Origin of the sequence: Microbacterium sp. ZW T5_45 (assembly GCF_044987415.1) — a bacterium.
GTDB lineage: Bacteria > Actinomycetota > Actinomycetes > Actinomycetales > Microbacteriaceae > Microbacterium.
This window is the reverse complement of the sequence record NZ_JBJDRJ010000001.1, coordinates 97,215-116,924: the sequence shown is the minus strand read 5'-3', so window position 1 is coordinate 116,924 and position 19,710 is coordinate 97,215. Positions and strand designations below refer to the sequence as shown.

18 protein-coding genes are annotated in these 19,710 nt (G+C 68.8%); 10 read left to right on the top strand and 8 right to left on the bottom strand.

Features of this window, described 5'->3' with window-relative positions; translation table 11 throughout:
• Positions 1 to 8: 8 nt before the first annotated feature.
• From ACI3KS_RS00545 to ACI3KS_RS00530, 4 genes are all read right to left on the bottom strand, one after another.
• On the bottom strand, positions 9 to 3,071 hold the full coding sequence (locus ACI3KS_RS00545; RefSeq protein WP_404914094.1) for a hypothetical protein: 3,063 nt from the start codon (positions 3,069 to 3,071) through the stop codon (positions 9 to 11).
• 43 nt (positions 3,072 to 3,114) lie between these two features.
• Positions 3,115 to 4,137 carry an ABC transporter permease gene (locus ACI3KS_RS00540; protein WP_404914092.1) on the bottom strand — a complete coding sequence of 341 codons (1,023 nt, stop codon included), beginning with the start codon at positions 4,135 to 4,137 and terminating at the stop codon, positions 3,115 to 3,117.
• Complete coding sequence (locus tag ACI3KS_RS00535; RefSeq protein ID WP_404914090.1) at positions 4,134 to 5,078, bottom strand: ABC transporter ATP-binding protein; 945 nt, start codon at positions 5,076 to 5,078, stop codon at positions 4,134 to 4,136. Before ACI3KS_RS00535 ends, ACI3KS_RS00540 begins: the two co-directional genes overlap by 4 nt.
• Before the next feature lie 99 nt (positions 5,079 to 5,177).
• On the bottom strand, positions 5,178 to 8,003 hold the full coding sequence (locus tag ACI3KS_RS00530) for a lamin tail domain-containing protein (RefSeq protein ID WP_404914088.1): 2,826 nt from the start codon (positions 8,001 to 8,003) through the stop codon (positions 5,178 to 5,180).
• Positions 8,004 to 8,152: 149 nt separating this feature from the next.
• On the opposite strand from ACI3KS_RS00530, the gene ACI3KS_RS00525 reads away from it, so the two are divergent.
• Both ACI3KS_RS00525 and ACI3KS_RS00520 read left to right on the top strand, forming a co-directional pair.
• On the top strand, positions 8,153 to 8,548 hold the full coding sequence (locus ACI3KS_RS00525) for a YccF domain-containing protein (protein ID WP_404914086.1): 396 nt from the start codon (positions 8,153 to 8,155) through the stop codon (positions 8,546 to 8,548).
• Between the two features lie 27 nt (positions 8,549 to 8,575).
• Entirely contained in the window at positions 8,576 to 8,881 is a 306-nt protein-coding gene (locus tag ACI3KS_RS00520) for a hemerythrin domain-containing protein (RefSeq protein WP_404914084.1), read from the top strand.
• Positions 8,882 to 8,885: 4 nt separating this feature from the next.
• On the opposite strand, the gene ACI3KS_RS00515 is transcribed toward ACI3KS_RS00520, so the two are convergent.
• Complete coding sequence (locus ACI3KS_RS00515; RefSeq protein WP_404914082.1) at positions 8,886 to 9,872, bottom strand: glycerophosphodiester phosphodiesterase family protein; 987 nt, start codon at positions 9,870 to 9,872, stop codon at positions 8,886 to 8,888.
• Between the two features lie 87 nt (positions 9,873 to 9,959).
• Here ACI3KS_RS00515 and ACI3KS_RS00510 point away from each other — a divergent pair, with 87 nt between their 5' ends.
• The 3 genes from ACI3KS_RS00510 to ACI3KS_RS00500 all read left to right on the top strand — a co-directional run bounded on the left by ACI3KS_RS00510 (position 9,960) and on the right by ACI3KS_RS00500 (position 11,945).
• On the top strand, positions 9,960 to 10,880 hold the full coding sequence (locus tag ACI3KS_RS00510) for a Bax inhibitor-1/YccA family protein (RefSeq protein ID WP_404914080.1): 921 nt from the start codon (positions 9,960 to 9,962) through the stop codon (positions 10,878 to 10,880).
• 165 nt (positions 10,881 to 11,045) lie between these two features.
• On the top strand, positions 11,046 to 11,318 hold the full coding sequence (locus tag ACI3KS_RS00505; RefSeq protein WP_404914078.1) for a GlsB/YeaQ/YmgE family stress response membrane protein: 273 nt from the start codon (positions 11,046 to 11,048) through the stop codon (positions 11,316 to 11,318).
• Between the two features lie 309 nt (positions 11,319 to 11,627).
• Entirely contained in the window at positions 11,628 to 11,945 is a 318-nt protein-coding gene (locus tag ACI3KS_RS00500) for an NIPSNAP family protein (protein ID WP_404914076.1), read from the top strand.
• Between the two features lie 54 nt (positions 11,946 to 11,999).
• Here the strand turns inward: ACI3KS_RS00500 and ACI3KS_RS00495 are convergent, their stop codons facing one another.
• Together ACI3KS_RS00495 and ACI3KS_RS00490 are read right to left on the bottom strand one after the other, a co-directional pair.
• Entirely contained in the window at positions 12,000 to 13,280 is a 1,281-nt protein-coding gene (locus tag ACI3KS_RS00495) for an RNA polymerase sigma factor (RefSeq protein ID WP_404914074.1), read from the bottom strand.
• An 18-nt stretch (positions 13,281 to 13,298) separates the two neighbouring features.
• Entirely contained in the window at positions 13,299 to 13,727 is a 429-nt protein-coding gene (locus ACI3KS_RS00490; protein WP_404914072.1) for a YciI family protein, read from the bottom strand.
• Between the two features lie 130 nt (positions 13,728 to 13,857).
• Between ACI3KS_RS00490 and ACI3KS_RS00485 the strand changes: the two genes are divergently transcribed.
• Together ACI3KS_RS00485 and ACI3KS_RS00480 are read left to right on the top strand one after the other, a co-directional pair.
• Positions 13,858 to 14,532, top strand: a complete 675-nt coding sequence (locus tag ACI3KS_RS00485; RefSeq protein ID WP_404914070.1) for a DNA alkylation repair protein — start codon at positions 13,858 to 13,860, stop codon at positions 14,530 to 14,532.
• A gap of 87 nt (positions 14,533 to 14,619) precedes the next feature.
• A complete protein-coding gene (locus tag ACI3KS_RS00480; RefSeq protein WP_404914068.1) occupies positions 14,620 to 16,638 on the top strand; it encodes a TPM domain-containing protein in 2,019 nt (672 codons plus the stop codon).
• 42 nt (positions 16,639 to 16,680) lie between these two features.
• Here the strand turns inward: ACI3KS_RS00480 and ACI3KS_RS00475 are convergent, their stop codons facing one another.
• The gene (locus ACI3KS_RS00475; RefSeq protein ID WP_404914066.1) at positions 16,681 to 17,457 is read right to left on the bottom strand and encodes a CPBP family intramembrane glutamic endopeptidase; all 777 of its coding nucleotides are present in this window, start codon (positions 17,455 to 17,457) and stop codon (positions 16,681 to 16,683) included.
• Between the two features lie 130 nt (positions 17,458 to 17,587).
• Between ACI3KS_RS00475 and ACI3KS_RS00470 the strand changes: the two genes are divergently transcribed.
• The 3 genes from ACI3KS_RS00470 to ACI3KS_RS00460 are packed head-to-tail and all read left to right on the top strand — an operon-like array spanning position 17,588 to position 19,709.
• Positions 17,588 to 18,025, top strand: coding sequence for a MarR family winged helix-turn-helix transcriptional regulator (locus ACI3KS_RS00470; RefSeq protein WP_404914064.1), 438 nt, complete (start codon positions 17,588 to 17,590; stop codon positions 18,023 to 18,025).
• A gap of 2 nt (positions 18,026 to 18,027) precedes the next feature.
• Positions 18,028 to 18,999 carry a zinc-binding alcohol dehydrogenase family protein gene (locus tag ACI3KS_RS00465; protein ID WP_404914062.1) on the top strand — a complete coding sequence of 324 codons (972 nt, stop codon included), beginning with the start codon at positions 18,028 to 18,030 and terminating at the stop codon, positions 18,997 to 18,999.
• Positions 18,996 to 19,709: a hypothetical protein gene (locus tag ACI3KS_RS00460; RefSeq protein ID WP_404914060.1), complete on the top strand. Its 714-nt coding sequence runs from the start codon at positions 18,996 to 18,998 to the stop codon at positions 19,707 to 19,709. The genes ACI3KS_RS00465 and ACI3KS_RS00460 overlap by 4 nt, the downstream gene beginning before the upstream one ends.
• Position 19,710: the final 1 nt, after the last annotated feature.

Below are 19,710 nucleotides of genomic sequence, written 5' to 3'. Positions count from 1 at the left end.
TTACGAGTCTAGGCGGCGGCACCGACACCGGATGCCGGAGGCAGCCCGGCCCCGCGGCGACGTCCGGGTATCGCGAGGACGAGTCCGATCGCGAGGAGCGCCACCCCGGCCCCGGCGGCGACGGCGGCCGTGTCGGCGGGGATGTCGAGGTAGACGGTGATCCCGAGGATCCGGGACAGCCCCCAGGGCAGCAGACCGAGTTCGTCGTTCCACAGCGTCAGCGCCGACTCCAGCCCCACGACAGCGATGAACGCCGCGGGCGCGGCGAGCGCGGCGCCGATTCCCGCGATCACGAAGCCCGTCGCCCGGCGCCGGCCGAGACTGATCGCGAGCGCCCAGCCCGCCGCGACGAACAGCCAGAGGAACAGGGCCACCGCCACCGTCACGTAGACGGAGCGCCGAACCGGGTCGGTCCAGAACGCGAACCAATATCCGCCGGGGCCGCTGAACGAGAGCGCGAACAGCGCGAGGGCGCATCGGAGCACGACGACCCCGCCGACGGCGGCGAGGAACGGCCACGGCGACAGGCGGCGCGCGAGCAGCAGCACCAGAGTTACGAACAGTCCCCAGGCGCCGAGCGTGAGGAGGGGATGCGTCCAGGAGAGGGCCGACGTCTGCACGAACCGCGTCGCCACGAGCATCGCCGCAGGCACGGCGACCACGAGCGCTCGCGCGGCCGGATCGGCGAGGCCCTCCCCCGCTCGCCACGGCCTGGTGGCTGCCGTCCACGTCGCAGCGGCCGCGCGGCCGAGCGACCGCAACGCAAGAGGCACCCGCGTACGGGTCCGGACGGCTCTCGACCCGAGCGCACCGAGGGCGAGCCAGCCGACGACGCCGAGGAGCAATGCACGTGCCCACCAGGACATCGCGAGGTCGCGATCCGCACGCTCGACTCCGAGTTGGGCCGCGGTGAGGTTGAAGGCCGGGTGGTCGACGTCTCCCTGGTACGTGCGCAGATGTCCGGCGGCGCTCCCGCTGAACGCGGTCCTCGCGGTCTGCCACGCGGCGTAGGACTCCGCAGACAGGGTGTCGTGCCACTGCGCCTGAGCGAGCACCATCGCACGGTAGTCGCCCAGCAGCCTCAGCACGTCGTGCTCGTAGGCGAGCGCTCCGAGCATCATGTCTCGGAGCTCAGGGTCGCGCCAGGTCCCGGCATCCGTCGCCTCGACCAGGGTCTGCATCTCGTCGACGGCGGCGATCGCCGCAGCCCCGCCGTCCACAGCGGCATCGAGATCGTCCTTCACGATCGCGTAGATCACATCGAGCGCCGCCGAGTCGCCGGTGAGGATGTCCCACTCGAAGATCCACATCATGGGCGGCGGCTCCAGGCCGATCGCCGCGACCCGCTGCTCCGCGTACGGGGCGATGTAGAGGCCCTGTTCGATCGCCGTGCGCGACAGCGACATGGCCGCCGCGATCCCCTCGACGGTCGCGGGGTCGTCGGAGAACCACTCGCGGATCCAGTCCTCGGTGATCACCGCGGGGTCGGCGTCCGGCGTCATCGCGAGACGCACGGCCAGTTGCGAGTTGAGGTCGGCGAGCTGCCAGAAGCCGGCCTTGCCGTAGAGGATCATGGGCCCCGCACGCCAGGGCCCGCCGTCCTGCGCCCACGACCAGATCCCCTCGATGCGATCGTTGCCCGCCAGCAGCGTCTGCAGCGCCCAGGCGTACTCGGCACCGAGGTCGTTCGGGAACGCTCCGTTGTTCTCGAACTCGCGCCTGCTCTGGAACTCGACGATGCGCCGCTGCTCCCCCTGCAGCAGGGTGTCGTTGAGCGGCAGCCAGCTGTAGAAGTCGCCGAGCGTGTACTTCGTCGAGACGATCAGCGCCGGGGAATCGATGCCGGAGAGCACCGCCTCGTAGGACGCGGAATTGGTGTGCATGTCGCCGACGGCTCCCACCCCGACGCTCCAGGTGCGGAAGATCAGCTCGCGATCGGCGCGCTCGGCCTGGTCGCTCAGTGTGGTGAGCATCGACCGCACGGCGTCCGGTGTGGTCACCGCCAGCGAGGAGTAATAGTCCCAGCCCTCGACGTCGTAGACGCGCCCGGCCTCGCCGATGCGGATGAGCACGCCGTCGAGCGCGGGCGCTGCGGCGTACAGCTCATCGATCGCGGCGGCGTACACGTCCCACAGCTCGGGGTTCTCGGTGTCGAGCGACCCGAAGCGCTCGGTGAGGTAGGCCTCCAGCGGCTCGGTGAGGGTCAGCATGTCCGTGCGGAGGAAGATCCGCACGCCGAGTTCTTCGGCACGATTCCAGAACGGGGTGAACGCCTCGCGCAGCGCCAGCGCCTTCGCGATGTGTCCATCGCCCTCGGGATACACACCGGCGTCCCCGAACGTGAGGAACTCGACCAGTCCGGGGAACGCGATCGCGTTGTAGCCGTCGGAGACGACGCGACGCAGGTAGTCATCGAAATCCTGATACGCGTCGGCGAGTGCCTCCTCGTCGATGTACGGCGGGTCGGCCGTGAGCACGGCGGCGAAGGCCTTCGAGGCGTGCGAATAGTCGGTGCCGTCTCGCCACTCCTCGGGGTCGGCGACGACGCCCACCGCACCGAGATCGGTCATCCTCAGCCCGAGCCGCGACGCCGGGTGCGCTCCGATGCCGTCGCGCACATCCCGCCCCTGACGCACGGCATCGGCGAGCTCGTAGACGCCCCTGGCCGCGCCGATCGGCCCGGCGGCATCGATGAGCAGTCCCGAGGTGTCCTCGCTCAAGGCGAAAGAGTCGTCACCGGCATCCGCTCCGTCTCCGACGACGAGTCGGAGCGCGATCTCCCCCTGCGTCCCCACGCCGTCGAGTGCGTCGGCGAGATCGTCGGCTGCCGCCGTCAGACGCGCATCCGACGGCTGTTCCGCGAGCATGATCCGCGGCGCGGGGACCGGCGCCGCCGCCTCGACCACGGCAGCAGCGGTCCCGCCCATCCGCTGCGCCGGCTGCGTGCTGATGCCGAGAGCGTCGCCGATCGCGAGAGACAGACCGAATCCGGTGGCGAGCAGTGCGACCACTGTGACGACGGCGATGATCCCTCGTGCGCGAGGCCTCGCGCCATCCGTCGGCCGGTCCATGGAGGAACTCTAGCGGCGCAGGCCGGCGGCGGATGCCGAGGGGTCAGCCGATCCGCGTACCCGGCGGCAGCCGCCGCGCCGGGGTCCGCGTGCGGCCCCACGCTCCCGCGAACAAGGAACCTGCGATGACCACCTGGACCCCGAGGCCGACGAACCAGCTCGGCACCGAGGAGTCGATCACCTCCCGGGCGTTCGAGGAGTAGCCAGAGGAGTCTTCACACGCGTCGTAGCGCTGCTCGAGCGGCGACTGCTGGGCCGACCGCACGCCGTACTTGATCTGCCCGAACAGATCGACGGGATAGCCGCTCTCGGAGTACTCGGTGGGCGTCGCGTCGGCGAGCACGACGAAGGGGTTCGCGGCGAGGACCCACCAGACGAGATCGAAGCGCGGCACTTCCTGGGTGTACGTCTCCCACCGCTCGCAGTCGGGCTGTCCCGTGTCGTAGTCGTAGGGCCGTGAATAGCTCGTGGCCTCGCTGCGGATCGCCATGCCGCCGAGCCCGAACACGATCAGCGAGCCGATCGCGAGCGCGGCGACGGCGAGATACGTCGTGGCGACCGAGAAGAGCGGGCGGGCGATGAGTCCGCTCAGACCCACACCGATCGCGGCGACGATGACGATCTCGACCGCGAGCACGAGCAGCGACACGAGGAGCACGAGCGGGCTCGCCCCTCCTCCGAGCAGAGATCCGGCCAGGAACGGCAGCGCGACGACGAGGAACGCTCCGCCGCTCGCGACCGCCGCGACGAGCTTGCCCAGCATGATGTCGCCGGTCGACGCGCTCGTGACCTGCACGGCCGCCAGCGTCGCAGCATCCCGATCCCCGTTGATCGCGTTGCCGCTGAGAGTGGGCGACAGGAGGATGACGAGCAGCAGCACCATGTTCACGACGACCGAATAGACCCCGGCGCCGACGGTGTCGCCGCCGGAGAACACCGCGAACGCGAGGGCCGTCACGCCGACGAGTACGAGAGCGAACACTCCGAGCAGCACGTACCAGCCCACGCTGCGCAGGCGCTGGGTCAGTTCGAGCCGGGCGATGATCCCGATGTTCGAGAGGTTCATGACGCGCCTCCGATCGGGGCGTTCCCCGGATGCAGCTGGAGGAAGGTGTGCTCCAGGGCGCTCTGCGCCGGCGCGTACTCCGAGACGGCGAGGCCGGCGCCGATGAGGGCGCGCAGCGCATCGGCGGCGGCGTCCTCTCCGACGAAGCCGACGATGACCGTGCCGCGGTCGACGCCGAGAGTCTCGGGCGGGATGCCGAGCACGGATGCGATCTGCCAGGCGTCCGCGTTCTGCCGGGCGTCCGACGCCCCGACGAGCCGTATCCGCCACGCGCGCACCGTGGCTTGAGCGGGAACCGCGTCGATCACCGTTCCCGACACGAGGAACACGGCATCGTCGATCACCTCCTCGAGCTCGGAGAGGATGTGGCTCGAGATCAGGATCGTCCGCCCCTGAGCCGCGAGCTGACGGAGCAGCACCCGCAGCTGCACGCGAGCCTCGGGATCCAGACCCGATGCCGGCTCGTCGAGCAGCAGCACCTGCGGGTCGTGCACGAGCGCCCTGGCGAGTCCAAGTTTCTGCTTCTGCCCGCGCGAGAGCACCTTCGCCGGCGAATCGGCGAGACCGGCGAGTCCGACGAGGTCGAGGAGCTGGCTCGCCCGAGCGGATGCCGCCTGCGAGGGCATCCCGTAGAGCCGCGCTGTCGTGTGGATCGTCTCGCGTGCGGTGAGAGAGGGCCAGGCGCCGAGCGAATCCGGCATCCACCCGAGCAGTCGCCTGGCGGCGAGCGGATCGGAGGAGGGGTCGACCCCGGCGATCCGGATGGAGCCGCTGTCAGGAGCGAGCAGTGAGGCGAGCATGAGGAGCAGCGTGGTCTTGCCCGCGCCGTTCGGGCCGACCAGTCCGGTGACCCGACCCGGTGCCGCGTGGAGGGTCGCGCGCTGCACGGCGTGCACCTGCCCGAACGATCTGCTGACGCTGTCGACGACGATTCCGGTCATGCGGACAGTCTGTCATCGACGACGCGGAGACCCTGCAGCCCGCGCAGGAGACGGAGGCGGGCGAGGGATCGCTCCCCCGCCCGCCTCCGTGTGGCGACGTCAGCGCGCCGCGCGGCGCCTCACCACGAGAAGACCCGCGATCAGCAGCGCGACGGCGAGGAGCACGGCGATGGCCGGGATCTCGGCACCGGTCGCCGCCAGCGCGCCCTGAGTGCTTCCCGATCCGTCGTTCGCAGACGGATCGATCGTTCCCGGCGCCTCGACACCAGGCTGCTCTCCCGTGCCCTCGCCAGGAGTCTCCGTGACGGCCGCGGGCAGCGTCCCTGTGCGCAGCGACTCCGAGGCGAAGCCGTCGGCGAACCACCAGACGGGACGTTCGCCGTCCACCGCGAGCGTCGCCGGGGCCGTGGCGAAGCCCTCGTTGTTGATGTCAGGCATGCCCGCGGGACGGGCGAAGTGCGCGAGACCCGGCGTGGCGGTGCCGTTCAGCGTGATCTGCGCCGAGCGCCCCTGGCAGCCGTCGTCGCAGACCGCCCACAGCACATCGAGCACGCTGTCGTAGTCGAGCGCCATCACGCCCGCGAGGCCTGGGGCGACCTCCGACACGAGCGTCGGGACGCCGTCCGCACCGAGCGCGAAGGCGTACACGTGCCCGTTGTCCTCGACCGCCACGAAGAACAGACCGTCGCCGTGACCGGCGTAGCCGGATGCGGAGTACGGAGCACCCGTGTTGACGTCGAAGAGCGCGCCCTCGAGAGCCGTGTCCGGCACCCACTGCACCGCCTCGATGCCGAGATTGGCGCCGACCGCGGGGAGGAGCGCCGTCAGGTCCCACTCCTGCTGTGCGATGAGGTCACCGGCAGACGCCTCCGGGTCGACCTGCAGGATGAGGTTCTGGTTGACGCCCTTCGCGCTGTTGTCGCGCTCGGACGCCACGTAGACGAGCCCTTCACCGTCGACCGTGATGCCCTCGGTGTCGGGCCCCGCCGCGCCAGGGTTCGCCGCGTCCTTCTGGAACCGCACGCGCTTGCCCGACTCCCAGCCCGCGATCTTCGACACGGTGCCGTCGGCATGCGCCTCGAGCTTCCAGATCCGCCCCTCGCCGTTGTCGACCGCCCAGAGGAAGGCTCCGTCGGCCGTCTCCTGCACATCGAGCCCCGAGGAGTCCTCCAGGAAGGTCGGCACGCTGTCGAGCACCGCGACCTCGGCGGAACCGGGCCACGGTGAGACGATGATCTCGCCGGCGCAGACGTTCGCCGAGCCCTTCGTGCTCTCCGCCGTCGCGGCGAAGGCGCCGGTGGCGTCGGGGCAGCGCCCCCAGGTGGTGGCGGCGTGGCCCTCCCCCCACGTCGTCGAGTCGATCAGCAGGTCGCCATCGAAGAGGCGAACGGCGTCGCCTCCGCCGAGCCCGAAGCCGAGCTGATCGCGCTCGATCACGAGGTAGCCGCCGGCGACGATGACCGTCCCGGCAGGGATCGCATAGGAGTGCGTGTCGTCGTCGTCCTTCACGATGACGCCCGAGACGTCGAGAGCATCCGTCGTGGGGTTGACCAGTTCGATCCAGTCGTCGGGCGATCCGCCGTCGGACTCGACCTCGTTGAGGCGGACGGGGTTGCCGCAGGCGTTGCGAAGGCCCTTGGTGGACACCGCGATGTCGACGAAGTCGCCGGTGCCGTCTTCGCAGCGCGCGAGGACGCCCGCCGCGTGCGCCGCGTACACGTGCTCGTCGACGACGTTCCCGTTCGCGTCCCGGAGGGTCACGGTGTCGCCGCCTCCCAGACCGAACACGAAGTCGGTGGGCTGGTCGAACACTCGGTAGGCGCCGGGTTCGAGAGTCGTACCGGCGGGCAGCGGCGTCGTCTCGGACGCGTGACCGACAGGGTCGTTGTCCATGACCGACCAGCCGGAGATGTCCACGGGGGTGGTGCCGGTGTTGACGACCTCGACCCAGTCGGTCGTGTCGCCGTTGGACTCGATCTCGTTGATGGCGACGTCCGGTGTGACGCAGCTGTTGGCCGCCCCGGGGGTCGGATGCGCGAGCACGAACGCTCCCTGCCCGTCGGGGCAGCGGGCGAGCGTCGCCGCACCGGCGTCGCCGTCGATCGCCGCGTGTCCGCTCCAGGGCAGCGTGTCGTCGATCATCACGCCGTCGGCGTCGAACAGACGGATGCGGTCGGCGCTGCCGATGCCGATCGGGTCGCGGAACGCGGTCTCGACGCCGGCGACCAGGCCGATCGAGGCCTCGTCCACGACGAGGAAGGCACCGGCCGCGATCGACGTCCCCGGCAGGAACTGCCAGCGGTGATCGTCGGAGTTGTCGCGGATCTCGTACCCGGAGATGTCGAGGGCCGCGTCCCCGGCGTTGTGGAACTCGACCCAGTCGGCGGGCTGCGAGTCCACCTCGTTGATCGCGATCGAGCCGCCGGTCGGCTGCTCCGACACGAAGACGTTCGCCGTCCCCTTGGTGGCCTCCGACGTCTCCGCCCAGGAGGCGACGCCGTCGACCTCGCGCACACCCCAGGTCTGCGGAGCGTGAGCAGTCCACGAGGTCTCATCGATCAGGACGCCGTCGGGCGTGAGGAGACGGACCTGATCCTCCTTGCCGAGGCCGAAGTCGAAGTCCCCGGCGCCGCCGGAGAGCTCATCGATCACGAGGAAGGCGCCGGGGGCGACGACCGTCCCCGACGGGATCGTGTAGGTGCTGTCGTCCTTGTTGTCCTTGACGACGAAGCCGCTGAGATCGACCTCGGCGGACGAGGTGTTGAGGAACTCGATCCAGTCGCCCGGCGTCCCTCCGTTCGACTCGACCTCGTTGATGCGGATGCCGGGTTCGGCGGCGGTGGCGGACAGCGGCACGGCGAGCAGGGCGGCGGCGCTGAGCGCGCAGACCGTCGTGATCGCCGCCGCGGAGTGCAGGCGGGGCATGGGGGCTCCTGGAGGGGGAAGACGGGTGTCCTCCCCAGACCAGCGGCGGCGGGTGGACGGATGCCGCCCGGACGGTGTCCGCCAAGTGAACGGCAGGTGGCGATCACGCGCTCGGCGGGATCGCAGCGTGTCGATGCGACAATCGGGGCATGCGCACGATCTTGAACATCATCTGGGTGATCTTCGCCGGGCTCGGCCTCTGGCTCGGCTACATGCTCGCCGGCATCCTGCTGTGCATCCCGATCGTCACCATCCCTTGGGCGATCGCCTCGTTCCGCATCGCGGGCTACGCGATCTGGCCCTTCGGCCGCGAGGTGGTCGCGAAGCCGACATCGGGAGTAGGGTCCGCGATCGGCAACGTCATCTGGGTGGTTCTGGCCGGATGGTGGCTGGCGATCGGTCACATCGTCTCGGGCGTCGCGCTGTGCATCACGATCATCGGCATCCCGATGGGCATCGCCGACTTCAAGCTGATCCCGGTGTCGCTCATGCCGCTCGGCAAGGAGATCGTCTCGACCCGTACCGGCGCCTTCGCCCAGCGCTGAGCCGGTCACGCCGCTAGGGTGATCGGGATGGATGCCGATCGCCATCACCGTGGCGAGGACCGTGCGCTGTTCCCCGCGCTGCGCACCGAGAGGCCCGAGCTCTCCGGGGCGATCGACAAGCTCATGCAGGATCACTCGATGCTGACGCACCTGCTGGCCGAGCTGCGCCGCGCGGTCGAGAGCGGTGAGAACCGAGATGCGATCGAACGGCACCTCGACGGCATCGGAGCGATCATGGAGTCGCACTTCCGGTTCGAGGAGCGCGAGATCCTCGAACCGCTGCGTGTGCTTCGGTTGGAGGCCGATGTGACCAGCGTCCTCGGTCCACTCTGACGGCTCAGCTCCGGAAGAAGCCCACGCCCAGATCGGGGTGGTCGACGAACACCCCGTCCACTCCCGTGTCGGCGATGACCCGCCATTCCGATTCGTAGTCCCCGAAGTCGCCCTTGTCCCCCGCGCCGCGGAAGTCCGCGGCGAGGAACGCGTTCTCCGGTCGACAGGTCCAGGTGAAGACCTTCAGACCGCGAGCGTGGGCATCCTCGACGATCGTGTTCCCACGCGCCAGCAGCATCTTCCGATCCACGCTCACGCCGTCGACGCTGCCGACCAGCCCGTCCAGCCCCCGGGGCGCGACGGTCGCCCGGTACGACAGCGCGTGGCGCCCCTGCGCCACGGCCAGATCGTACGGGCGCCCTGATGCCTCGATGAGATAGATGTACGAGGCGCGGATGCCGCGCTCACGGAGCCGGCCCAGCACCGTCGACTCGAAGCTCTCGACGATCAACGGCAGCTCGCCGTCGGCCCAGCCCGCGGCTCTCAGGTCGCGGTCGATGAGCGGCACCAGATCGATGCCGATCGACGCGAAGTAGGTGGCGTGCTTCACCTCGAGAACAACGCCGATCTCACGTCCGTGCTCGACGGATGCCGCGCGGACGAGGTCGAGCAGATCGGTGAGACGCAGGATCGGCTGGCCGCCGTCGAAGCTCGCGCTCGACGGCCGCACCTTGGGCAGGCGCTCGCGGCATCGGAGCGTGGCGAGCTCGGCCCAGGTGAAGTCCTCTGTGAACCACCCGGTGATGGCCTCGCCGTCGACACGCTTGGTCGTCTTGCGATCGGCGAACTCCGGATGCTCCGCCACGTCGGTCGTGCCCGAGATCTCGTTCTCGTGCCGAACGACGAGCACGCCGTCCCCGGTGGCGACGACGTCGGGCTCGACCGCGTCGACGCCCATCGCGAACGCGAGTTCGTACGACGAGCGGCTGTGCTCGGGTCGATAGCCGGGGGCACCGCGATGCCCGATGACGAGGGGGGATTTCCTGGGCACGCTCTCAGCGTAGGACACCCCGCGTGTCGGAGGAGCCGGGTATCGTGGAGGAAAGCGACCTACGACCCCTTTGGAGTGAGGCCCACCATGAGCAATTTCGCTTTCAACAATCCGGCGTTCCAGCAGCAGGATCCGCGTAACGTCGCGACCTACCCGGGAGCTCCGCAGGGCGCTCAGGGGGCACAGGCCGCATCGTTCCAGCACGCGAGCATCGACGCTGCGACGAACGCCCAGCTCGAGGGAATGTACGCCGCTCCCCCGGCGGGCGCCATCGAGACCGACCGGATGAGCGTCGAGGACACGGTCTGGAAGACCGCCGGACTCTTCGGCATCCTCGTGGTCGCCGCTGTCGTCGGATGGGTCGTCACGCTGGGTGGTCTCTCCACCCGGATCGACCCGTACGCCGACTCGACCATCAACATGCTGCCGTGGATCGTGGGCGCACTGGGCGGCTTCGTGCTGGCCCTCGTCATCACCTTCACCTCGCGCAAGAAGGTGCGCCCCGCACTGATCTTCGCCTACGCGGCCTTCGAGGGTCTCTTCATCGGCGGCATCTCGGCGTTCTTCGAGGTGCTCTACCCGGGCATCGTCTTCCAGGCCACCCTCGCGACCCTCTCGGTGGTCGGTGTGACCCTGGCACTCTTCGCGAGCGGGAAGATCCGTGCGTCGAAGCGGGCGACCAAGATCTTCATGATCGCGATGGTCGGCTACCTGGTCTTCTCGCTCCTCAACGTCGTCCTGATGTGGACCGGCGTCACCGACAACCCCTTCGGTCTGCGAGGGCAGATCGAGATCATGGGCATCCCGCTCGGTGCGATCATCGGCGTGCTCGTCGTGCTGATGGCCGCGTACTCGCTGGTCCTCGACTTCGATCAGATCCAGCAGGGTGTGCGCAACGGCGCTCCCCGCAAGTACGGCTGGCTCGGCGCCTTCGGCATCATGGTCACCGTGGTCTGGCTCTACGTCGAGATCCTCCGCATCATCGCGATCGTGCGCGGGAACAACTGACCCCGTCAGCTCATCACCGAGAGGCCCGTCTCCTTCCGAGGAGGCGGGCTTCTTGCCACATCCGGGCACCTCTGCGCAAGGGGGTTGGTCGGCGGCGGGACCTGGCGCGACAGTGGTCATCACGAGCCCCGGCACCCCAGGGCTCACCACACAAAGGAGCTGAACATGGGCTTTCTCGGATTCCTTCTTCTCGGTCTCATCGCCGGTGCCATCGCCAAGCTGATCCTCCCCGGTAAGCAGGGCGGCGGCTGGATCGTGACACTGATCCTCGGCGTGGTCGGTGCGATCCTCGGCGGGTGGCTCGGCAGCGTCATATTCGGCGTGGGCGTCGACAGCTTCTTCGACCTCTCCAGCTGGCTCCTGGCGATCGGCGGCTCGATCATCGTCCTGCTGATCTACGGTCTGATCGTGGGTCGCGGCAGCCGCGTCAACGACTGAGCCGTCATCCACGGCAACCGCCCGTCCCCTTCGAAGACTCCGGTCTACGAAGGGGACGGGCTTTTCGCGTGTCTGGAGAAGTCGGGTATGCGGTGAAGGCGATCGCCGTGCCCCGCAGCCCGGATCGATCGCGGCCGCGCGGATCACAAGCCACCCGTCGGCCCGCGATGACGATGCGCACGCAGCTACTCTGGGCACATGGCAGACGATGCTCGCAACGTGATCGACGCACTCTCGACGATCGACGAGCACTGGCAACCGCATCGGCTGACGAGCATCAAACTCCACACCCCGCGAGGATGAGACGACATGATCACGGTTCACCTGCGCTACGAGATCGATCCGGACAAGCTCGACGACTTCACCGAGTACGGTCGCGCCTGGATCCGACTGGTGACGAAGCACGGAGGAACCCACCACGGCTACTTCATGCCCAGCGAAGGCGACAGCGACGAAGCGTTCGCGCTGTTCACTTTCCCTTCCTTCGCCGAGTACGAGATCTACCGCACGGCCTCGCAGACCGACCCCGAGCGCGTAGAGGCGTTCGAGTTGGCGCGCAGAACCCAGTGCATCCGCCGTTACGAGCGCCGCTTCCTCAGCCCCGTCTTCTCGGCAGACGCCGACTGAGCAGTCCCCGCTGCACCACTGGCGTACCCCGGCCTGGGCGCCTCGCTGAGAGGGTCAGCGCACCGCCGCCTTCGCTTCGAGCAGCGCGCGCTCACGATCGTTGCCGGCGAGCGCGGCGGCCGCAGCGAACTCGCTCCGCGCCTCCTCCTCACGCCCCAAGCGGAGGAGCATCTCACCGCGGGTCGCCGGGAGCAGGTGGTATCCAGGCAGTGCGCCCGACTCCCCCAGGGCGTCGATGATCCGCAGTGCGGATGCCGGTCCCGTCGCCATCGCTACCGCCGCCGCCCTGTTGAGCTCGACGATCGGTGAGGGCGCGATCCGGCCGAGCGCCTCGTACAGGATCACGATGCGCTCCCAGTCGGTCTCCTCGACCGACGCCGCGAGGGCATGACACTCCGCGATCGCCGCCTGAAGTCCATAGGCGCTACGCCCGCCGCCGAGCGCATCGGCGGTGGCGAGCGCCGCCCTGCCCCGAGCGATCGACCCGCGATCCCAGCGCGTCCGGTCCTGGTCGCCCAGCAGCACCGGGTCGCCCTTGGCGTCGACCCGCGCAGGGAACCGCGCCGCGGTGAGCTCCATGAGTGCGAGCAGACTGTGGACGTCGCGCTCACGGGGCATCAGAGCGGCGAGCACCCTCGCCAACCGGATCGCCTCGGCCCCGAGCTCCGGTCGCATCCAGTCGGATCCACTGCTGGCCGCGTGCCCCTCGTTGAAGACGAGATAGACGACCCCGAGTATTGCTCCGAGACGCGCGGCATGCTCGTTCTTCGACGGCATCTCGAACTCGACGTGTGCCGCGGCGAGCGTCTTCTTCGCGCGCACGATCCGCTGCTGGACGGTCGCCGTCGGCACGAGGAACGCCCTGGCGATCTCCTCGCTCGAGAGCCCGGCGACCACGCGGAGCGTCAGCGCCACCTGCGCCTCGCGTGAGAGCACCGGATGGCAGGCGATGAAGATCAGGCGCAGGACGTCGTCGTCCACGGCATCCGGATCCCACGGCACGGCATCGGTGCCCTCCGCCTGCTCGCGTTCGAGATCATGGGCGAGCACCGCGATCCGGTCGTCGAGACGCTCCTGACGGCGCCAGACGTCGATGGCCTTGCGCTTGGCGACCGCCGTCAGCCAGGCGGCGCCGTTGCGCGGCACACCGTCGACCGGCCACTGCCTCAGCGCGTCGATCAGGGCATCCTGCGCGAGGTCCTCGGCCAGGCCGAAGTCGCCGACCATGCGCGTCAACGTCGCGACGATCTTCGCGGACTCGATGCGCCACACCGCATCGACGGCGCGCCGCGCCCCCTCATCGGGAACGGAGCGCGCCGTCGCCTGCGGGTCCATGGCCGGATTCCGCAGCGCTCAGTTCTCGGATGCCGCAGCCGCGGCATCCTCGATCCACTGCTTCTCCTTCTGGACCCATTCGTTGTCCTGCGGGAAGTCTTCGACGCCGTGGATGCGGCGGATCTCGAGCTTCGAGCCGGGTCCGAGCGGGCAGCGGGTCGCCCACTCCACGGCCTCTTCCTTCGACGAGACCTCGAGGATCCAGAAGCCGTTGAACAGCTCCTTCGTCTCTCCGTAGGGACCGTCGGTGACCAGCGGCGGCTCGCTCGCGAAGTCGACGACGACTCCCTCAGCGGCATCCGTGAGTCCGTCGCCGCCGGCCATGACACCGGCCTTGATGAGCGACTCGTTGTAGCGCCCCATGGCTTCGATCATCTCCTCGAACGGGATCTCCTTCGACGCCTCGAGTGCCTCGTCGGTCGCCCGCATGATGAGCATGTACTTCATGATGTTCTCCTTGATGTCAGGATCGTGATTCGACCCTCTCATTGAAGACGTCGAACGGGAACGGCCGCGATCGACATCAGCGCGAAAAAAGTTTCGGAGAGGTGTCCCTGCCCCGGCCTAGACTCGCTGCGTGACCGCCGCAGACCTCGTCGACAGCATCTGCATGGCGCTGCGGGAGGCGGCCGATCCGTCCATCGCTCCAGGTCAGCAGGCCTACATGAAGTCGGCGATGCCGTTTCTGGGAGTGACGATGCCGGTCACCCGCAGTCTCACCACTCAGGTCGTCCGCGGCACTGACGACCCGGAGGAGCTCCGAGCCATCGCGACGACCCTGTGGCGCGAGGCGACGCATCGCGAGGAGCGCTATGCCGCGACGACGGTGATCGGTCTGCGCCCGCTGCGCGCACGGCTGGACATGCTCGATCTCCACGAGGAGATGATCCGCACCGGAGCCTGGTGGGATCACGTCGACGAGGTGTCCGCCCGCGTCACCGAGGTGCTCGCCGCACACCCTCTCGAGGTGACACAGCTCATGCTGCTGTGGACAGGGGACGACGACATGTGGATCCGCCGTGCGAGCATCATCTCGCAACTGCGCAGAAAGTCCGCCACCGACCGCGAGCTCCTGACGATCGCGATCGAGTCCAACATCCACGACACCGAGTTCTTCATCCGCAAGGCGATCGGATGGGCGCTGCGCGAGTACGCGAAGACCGATCCGGAGTGGGTGCGCGCCTTCGTCGCCGCGCACGGGGCCGAGCTCAGTGGGCTGTCGCGGCGAGAGGCGCTCAAGCACCTGACATGACCGCGGCGGTCCGTGCCTGGTCGATGAGAGCCGTGTCATGATGTCCGGGAACCGAATTCGGAGCGAGGGGGCGCGATGAGGAACCGGATGCTGCGAACCGCGACGACAGCGGTGGTGCTGCCCCTGCTGGCCGGACTCGTCTTCGGATCGGCCGCGCGGGCAGAGACTCCGCCGCCGCTCGATCCGGGGCACATCAGCGATCGCGCCGATGTGCTCAGCGACGCGGAGGAGGCGCGACTCGAGGTGCGGCTCGACGAGCTGGCATCCGCCGCCGACCTTCCCGAGCTGTTCGTCATCCTCGTTCCCGAGTTCGAGAGTCCCGACAATGCGCTCGCCTGGGCGGACGACACCGCGCTGCTCAACAACCTCGCCGCCGACCAGTACCTTCTCGCGATCGCGACCGAGGGTCGCGGCTTCGCGATCTCGGCCGAGTACGGCGGCGACGGCGTCGCGGCGGGCCCGCTCTCGGAGTCGAGGATCCTCGAGATCGAGGATCGGCTGGGTTCGGACCATCTGTCGGATGACGACTGGGCGGGCGGGATCGACTACGTCGCAGACGAGTTCTCGGAGACCTCCTGGCCGTGGTGGGTATGGATGCTGGGCATCGTCGCACTCGCGCTGCTCGTGTTCGCCGTCACTCGCCTGGTCGTGTTCCTGCGCCGTCGCGCGGCCCTGGCCGCCGAGCTGCGGACGCTCGAGGGGCAGAAGAAGCGCACCGCACAGCGACTCGTCCAGGCCGATGAGGCGATTCGCACGAGCGAGCAGGAGCTCGGCTTCGTGACCGCCGAGTTCGGCGAGGAGACGACAGCCGAGTTCGCCGCCGTGCTGGCCGAGAACAAGACGCGCCTGCAGCAGGGATTCCGGCTTCTGGAGAGACTCCAGGATGCCGAGGAGGACACGCCCCAGGAGACGCGGTCGTGGACCGACGAGATCCTCCGCCTGTGCGCGCAGATCGACGCGGATCTCGACGCACGTACTCAGCGAATCGCCTCGCTGCGCGCCCTCGTCGACGGTGCGTCGGAGAACCTCTCCCGGTTGAGGGCTGCGCGAGCGGACAGCACGCGCCTCCAGAGCGACGCGGCCGAAGGTCTCGCATCCCTCACTGCAGCGTTCCCGCCCGCCGATCTCGTCGGCGTCGCGGGCAACGCCGAGGAGATCGACAGGCGGCTGCGCGCGGCCGACGTGCAACTCGAGGCTCTGCAGAAGGCCGTCGACAGTCGGAAGCCCCGCGCAGTGACCCAGGCCGTGCACGAGATCGAGCGGCTCCTCGCGGAGGCGAAGGACCTGCATGACGCCGTCGACGCGCAGGCTGATGCGCTCGCCGCACGTCGGTCGGCGCCCACCGGAGCGACGACGCCGGTGCCGACGGATGGGGATGCGACGTCACCGTCGGGTGAGCCGAGTGAATCTCTGTCCGTTGGAGCGGGCTCAGTGCTGGAGCAGGCCACCGCAGCGGTGCGAGCCGCGGAGAAGTCGGTGCAGGCGCGCCCCGGCGAGGTCGGATCGTTCCCTCTGATGCGCCTGAACTCCGCTCTCCGACAGCTCTCCCTGGCGCACGAGGCCGCCGGGACCGAGAACGGGGATCTGCACGCGAAGGCTGCTCTCACCGCCGCACAGCAGGTGCAGTCCCTGGTCGCGGCGCCGACCGCACCCGAGAGGGGGCGGTTCGTGAGACCGGCCCGGGCCGCTGCCGACGAGCCCGTCATGTACGACTCGTCCGGCGCGGGCGACACCTCCGGGTCGAGTCCCTCGTCTTCGCCTGCGTACGCCGACGATGAAGGCCGTGGCGGGCAGGCTGTGATCGGCGGGGTCGGCGGCGGCGCGCTCGGACTCGTCAGCGGTCTGAGCCTCGGGGGCGACGAACCCGGCGCCGTGGTGTTCTTCGTCCTCGGCGGTGCCGTGTTCGGTGCCCTCGTCGGCGCGTTCGGCAACGGGAGCGGCGGCGGAGGCGGCAGCTCTTCGGGTTGGGGTGGATCGTCCTCCTCATCCCGCGGGTGGTCATCCGGCGGGAGCCGTTCGCGAGGCAGCTCGGGAAGCCGCTCCGGAGGCAGGTCGTCCGGCGGTGGGAGCCGGTCATCCGGCCGCTCCGGCGGGCGAAGGTTCTAGCGCCCGGCCGCTCCGGCGGGCGAAGGTTCTAGCTGAGGTCTATCACCGCGCGGATTCTGTGGCCCCTGCCGAAGCCACCGGCTTCTCGTCGGTTCCCTTGATGACCCAGTAGACGACAGCGACTGCGAGAATGCCGATCACCGGCCCGAGAACGCTCGCCCATGCTCCTCCGAGGGGTGCGAAGCCGACCGCGAAGACGGAGACATCCCAGATTCCATGGAGAGCCATGGCCCAGATGAGCGAACCCGTGACCCGCCGCACGATGTAGAAGCAGGTACCGGACATCGCGGCGATGACGACCTGTCCGAGGGTGATTCCGAGGGGCGCGCCGAGTGCGGCGTTGATGATGTGCATCCCGCCGAAGAGTGCGGAGGTGAGCAGCCACACCCACACCTCAGAAAGGCGGGAGCGGAACGCGGTCAGCAGGAGGCCCCGCGACAGCAGCTCTTCGCAGAATCCGACAGCGACCCCGAGGGCGAGCAGCGAGAGGAGGAACGACGCGTCGAACTTCGACCAGTCGGTGCTGGAGAGGTTCACGACCGCGACGACGAGCATGAGCGCGGGGACGAAGATCGGCCACGTGTGCTGCGAGCGCTTGCGCTCGAACAGTGCAGGCTTCCACCACCCCAGGAGCCACGTCGTGATCGCGAGCAGCACCGCGCCGACAGCGAGGTCGAGCACCGCACCACGCCACGTGAAGTCGGCGGACTTGCCGATGTCGGTATACGCCACCCCGCTCAATTTCGACACCACGAAGATGACGAGGACATAGCCGACGTAGATCGCCAAGCCGATCCAGACGCGAGGGGTGATGCGCATGAGCTGCTTCCTCTCAGTCGGCGAGCGAACCCGCGGATTCAATATATCGGGCGACATCAGATGGAGTGAATCGCAAACATCCTCTCCGATAAGAATTACATGTAAGTATCTTCCGTGTTAGATTGTTGGCATGGCCAACCTGCGCGACGACTTCATCGGACTCGTCCGATTCGAGACAGCACTCTGGAACGACGTGGAGCGCTCGGTGCGCTCCATCCCGCATACGGCCTCACTCGCGCGACACGGCATTCTCGAACTCGCCGACACCGACGCCGGGGTGCGCATTCAGGACATCGTCGACTCCCTCGTCATCACCGTGGGTGGAGCGAGCCGGCTCATCGATCGGATGGAGAGCGACGGACTCGTGGAACGACGATCCGACCCCGACGACCGTCGCAGCTCGCGGATCTTCCTCACGACCGCCGGACGCACGGCGTTGACCGCCACCAACCCCGCGATCGACACCGCGCTGCGCGAAGTCCTGGGACCGAACGCGGCAGCGCATCTCGCCGCGATCGCGGCCGTCATCGAGAGAGCGGATGCAGAACGAGCGGAGGCACGAGGATGACCATGATGCGCGCCGTCCTCGTCGAAGAACCAGGCGGTCCGGACGTCCTCAGGATTCGCGAGGTGCCCCGCCCCGAAGCAGCAGCGGGGCAGGTGCTGATCCGGGTCGAGGCGTTCGGGCTCAACCGGTCCGAGCTCCACTTCCGACGTGGCGTCGGCAGTTCGGGCTCCTTCCCCCGGATCCCCGGGATCGAAGCGACAGGCGTGGTCGTCGCCGCACCCTCGGGCGAGTTCGCACCCGGGCAGACCGTGATGACCATGATGGGCGGGATGGGTCGCGAGTTCGACGGCGGCTACGCCGAGTATGTCGTCGTCCCCGCTCATCAGGTGATCCCGTTCCGAAGCGAACTGCCGTGGGAACAGCTGGGCGCGGTGCCCGAGATGCTGCAGACCGCCGCCGGATCCCTCCGCGTCGGACTGGACGCGCAGCGTGGGCAGTCCGTCCTCATCCGTGGCGGCACATCCTCCGTCGGCCTCACGATCGCCGTCCTCGCGAAGCTGCAGGGTCTCACGGTCTACGCCACCACCCGCCGTCCCGAGGCCGTCGAGCAGCTCAGATCGGTCGGGGTCGACCACGTCCTCATCGATGACGGCGAGGTCGCCGCGCAGATTCGAGAGCTCGTCCCCGAGGGCGTCGACGGCGCCGTCGAGCTCGTCGGCGTCGATGTGATGAAGGACACCCTGCAGGCGGTCCGCACCGGCGGCACCGTGTGCTTCACCGGCATGCTCTCCGACAACTGGACGATCCCGGACTTCTACCCCATGGACTGGCTGCCCAACGGCGTCCGGCTCACCGCATACTCCGGCGAAGGGACGGACCTCTCAGCCGCGACCCTGGAGGAGTTCCTCGACGCCGTCGCCACCGGCGAGGCCGTGATCCCGCTCGGTCGGACCTACCGGATCGATGACATCGTGCGCGCGCACGAGGACATGGAGGCGGGAGCGGTCGGCGGCAAGGGTGTCGTGCTGCCATGATCCCCTCCCCCGAGATCGCTCACGCGCGGTTCCTGGCGAGCCGATCGCAGACGACGAAGGCGGCGGGTCGCGAGTACGCGGCGACGCTCGAGACGCTGCCGGACGGATCCACCCTGCGCGGAGTGACCGCACGATCGGCTTCCGTCGCGGGGCGAGACGCGTTGCGCGTCGAGCTCACCGATCAGATCACCACGCAGGGCATCCCCGGCGTGGACTACGTCGACCAGCCCACGTACGTGGAGCTTCCCGTCACACTTCGGACCGGTTCGATCGAGGTCGACATTCTGTCTCGCCTCAACAGGAAGACGACGTTCGACTCGCGCGCGTTCGCCGGCATCGCCTTCCACGCCTCCGCCGACGCCTCCGCGTTCCAGTCCGTCTACCTCCGTCCCCTGAACGGACGAAAAGCCGACCCGCCACCGCCGCGAGACCGACGGGCGATCCAGTACTTCGCCTATCCGGAGTGGCCGTTCGACACGCTGCGCGATCAGCGGCCGGATGAAGGCTATGAAGCCGCGGCGGACATCGGACCGGACGAGTGGATCACTCTCAACGTGCGGATCGACGAGGACGTCATCACCGCTCGCGTCGACGGCACAGCCGTCCTCCGGGTCGAGCGTCTGCTGGCAGCACCGATCGACGGAGCGGTCGGACTGTTCGTCGACATCGGGACCGAGGCGTTCTTCTCGAATCTCACGATCTCGCAGTGAT